This window comes from uncultured Sphingomonas sp. (genome assembly GCF_946477935.1).
Lineage (GTDB): Bacteria > Pseudomonadota > Alphaproteobacteria > Sphingomonadales > Sphingomonadaceae > Sphingomonas.
Genome location: NZ_CAMLAC010000343.1, coordinates 1 through 2,645, shown reverse-complemented (window position 1 = coordinate 2,645; position 2,645 = coordinate 1). Strand labels below are relative to the sequence as shown.

At 68.0% G+C, this 2,645-nt stretch carries 3 protein-coding genes; 1 reads left to right on the top strand and 2 read right to left on the bottom strand.

The window, feature by feature from the left end:
• On the top strand, nucleotides 1–1,062 hold a 1,062-nt coding region (locus Q0U08_RS19630; RefSeq protein ID WP_298093475.1), incomplete at its 5' end, for a glycosyltransferase family 1 protein.
• Here Q0U08_RS19630 and Q0U08_RS19625 read toward each other — a convergent pair.
• Nucleotides 1,040–2,065, bottom strand: a complete 1,026-nt coding sequence (locus tag Q0U08_RS19625; protein WP_298093473.1) for an Ldh family oxidoreductase — start codon at nucleotides 2,063–2,065, stop codon at nucleotides 1,040–1,042. The two genes, Q0U08_RS19630 and Q0U08_RS19625, sit on opposite strands and share 23 nt — an antisense overlap.
• A partial coding sequence (locus Q0U08_RS19620) for a DUF6805 domain-containing protein (protein ID WP_367271169.1) occupies nucleotides 2,062–2,645 on the bottom strand: 584 nt, incomplete at its 5' end. The genes Q0U08_RS19620 and Q0U08_RS19625, both read right to left, overlap by 4 nt.

Sequence of the window (2,645 nt, the reverse complement as noted above, 5' to 3'; positions counted from 1 at the left end):
ACCCTGCCCCGCCCGGCCTTCGCACCGACCGGCGATCTGGTCGATGTACCTGCTTTGCCAGTCCCTTTCGGCCGCGCCGAATATCGCATCGCCCGCGGCCTGCCTACTAAGGTCCGCCGCGATCTGGAGGCCTTCGCCCCCAATATCGTCCACGTCTCCGCCCCCGAACTGCTCGGCCACGCCGCCCTGCGCTGGGCGAAACGCGCGGGGGTGCGCACGGTAGCCTCCTTCCACACCCGATTCGAGACCTATCCGCGCTATTACGGCCTCGGCGTGCTGGAACCGGTGTTCATCCACATCATGAAGCGCTTTTATAACCGCTTCGACCGGGTGCTGGTACCCAGCCCCAGCATGGTCACCCTGCTCCGCGAATGGGGTGTGTCCGCACCCATCTCCATCTGGTCGCGCGGCATCGACCATGACCGCTTCACGCCGGCCCGGCGCGATCTCCAGTGGCGGCGCAGTCTGGGCATCGCCGATGACGATGTGGCGGTCGGCTTCCTGGGGCGTCTGGTGAAGGAAAAGGGGCTGGACGTCTTTGCCGCGGTGCTGAAGCAGCTTCGCGCGCGCGGCGTGGCGCACAAGGTGCTCGTCGTCGGCAAGGGGCCTGCGCAAAACTGGTTTGCCGAGCAGGCACCCGGTGCGATTTTCGCGGGCTACCAGACCGGTGACGATCTGGGTCGCGCGGTCGCCTCGATGGACATATTCTTCAACCCCAGCGTCACCGAGACCTTTGGCAACGTTACGACCGAGGCGATGGCGGCGGGTGTCCCCGTCGTGGCCGCACGCGCGACCGGGGCGGTCGATCTGGTGGCCGACGGGGCGACGGGGTATCTGGTCGATCCGTGCGACATCGCCGGCTATGCCGATGCGATCGCCCGCATCGTCGCCGACCCCACCCTCAAGCGCATCGTCGCCGACGCCGATCTGCGCCGCCGGTTCAGCGAGGCCAGCCGCGCCCGCGTCGACGGATATCGCTGGGATACCGCCAATCAGGCGGTGCTGGATGCCTATGGGGAATTGATGGCCGGAGCGCCGCTCACCCGTTCGGCAGCGCCATGATGTCATCATGGAGCGCGCGCGGAATGGTGACGCCGTCCCGCAGGCTGCGTTCCCGCGCCGCGTAGCGCCTGGCCGATGGCAACCGTGCGCCCTGATCCTCGATCGCGGTGAACATGGCCTCCGCTCGCGCCAGATGCTCCGCCACCGTATCGCCCAGGAAGCCGGCCGGATCGATCGCGATCACCAGTTCGCCGCCGATCGGCGACCCGCCGCGTCCGCCATCCGCCTTGATCGACTCCGCGCTGGTCATGTCACCGATCAGCGGCCCGGCGATCAACTCGACCATGGCGGCCAGCGCCGATCCCTTGTGCCCGCCGAAGGTGCGCATCGCGCCGTTCAGCACCGCCGCCGCTTCGGTGGTTGGCTGCCCTTGTGCGTCATACCCCCAATCCTCCGGCACCGGCCGCCCGGCCCGGCGGTGCAGTTCGATCTCGCCGCGCGCGACCGCACTCGTAGCGAAATCGAACACGAAGGGGTCACGCTCCGGCCGCGGCCAGCCAAAGGCGATCGGGTTCGTCCCGAACACCGGCTTCGTACCCCCGGCAGGCGCGACCCAAGCATGGCTGGGCGTGAAGGCGAGCGCGACCAGCCCCTCGTCCGCCAGCGCCTCGACTTCGGGCCATAGCGCGGCGAAATGCACCACATGGTTGATCGCCATCGCCGCGATCCCGCAGCGCCGCGCCTTTTCGATCAGCAGCGGCTTGCCGCGCTCGAACGCCAGTTGCGCAAAGCCGCCGCCGCCATCCACCTTGACCAGCGCCGCCGCCGGCGACCGGACGACGGGTACCGCATCCGGCACCACCACGCCGCGCGCCACCGAATTGGCCGCGATCAGCAAGCGGTAGATGCCGTGGCTGGCACAGCCGTCCCGCTCGCCTGCCACCATCGTCTCGGCAACCGCATCGGCATGGTCGGGCGCCAGCCCTGCGCCGCGCAGCTTCGTGCGGGCCAGATCGCGCAGCGCATCCAGCGTCATCGCCACGCCGCCGGCCTGTGACGTCATGCCACCGCGCCGGGCTTCGCCGTGTACATCCGCACCCCGAAGACCGGACCGGCGGTGTTGCGGTCATGTGGCACGAAGCGGACACGGACGGACTTCTTGCCCTTGGTCAGCGCCTCGGGCAGCACATAGTCCACGTCGAAGAACTTGCCCGGCCGGTCATTGTCCAGCCGCTGCGTCGCGACCTTCACATTGTCGACCAGGATATCGAAGTCGCGTTTGCGCTCGCTGCCCCAATAGGTTGCCTGCAAGACCAGCGGCCCCGGTCGCACCGCCATCGAAAACTCGATGAACCCGCCGGACCGTGCATCGCGCCCCTGTCGCCCGCGATAGGTGACCGGATAGGAAATTTCCGAGACGAGGTTGTGGTCACGCTCCGGCTGCATTTCACCCAGGTGCATGACATCGACCGAACGTGCGGCGATGTCGCGCAACCGCGCCTGTTCGGCGGTGAAAGCAGCTTCTTCTGCGGCCCAGGCCGCATCGCTGAACGTCTTGAAATAGACGGCACTGCGTCGACGATACTGGCGATAGAAGGGCACGAAGCTCATGTCCGCCGGCCGCACGACGCCACGCGTCGCAT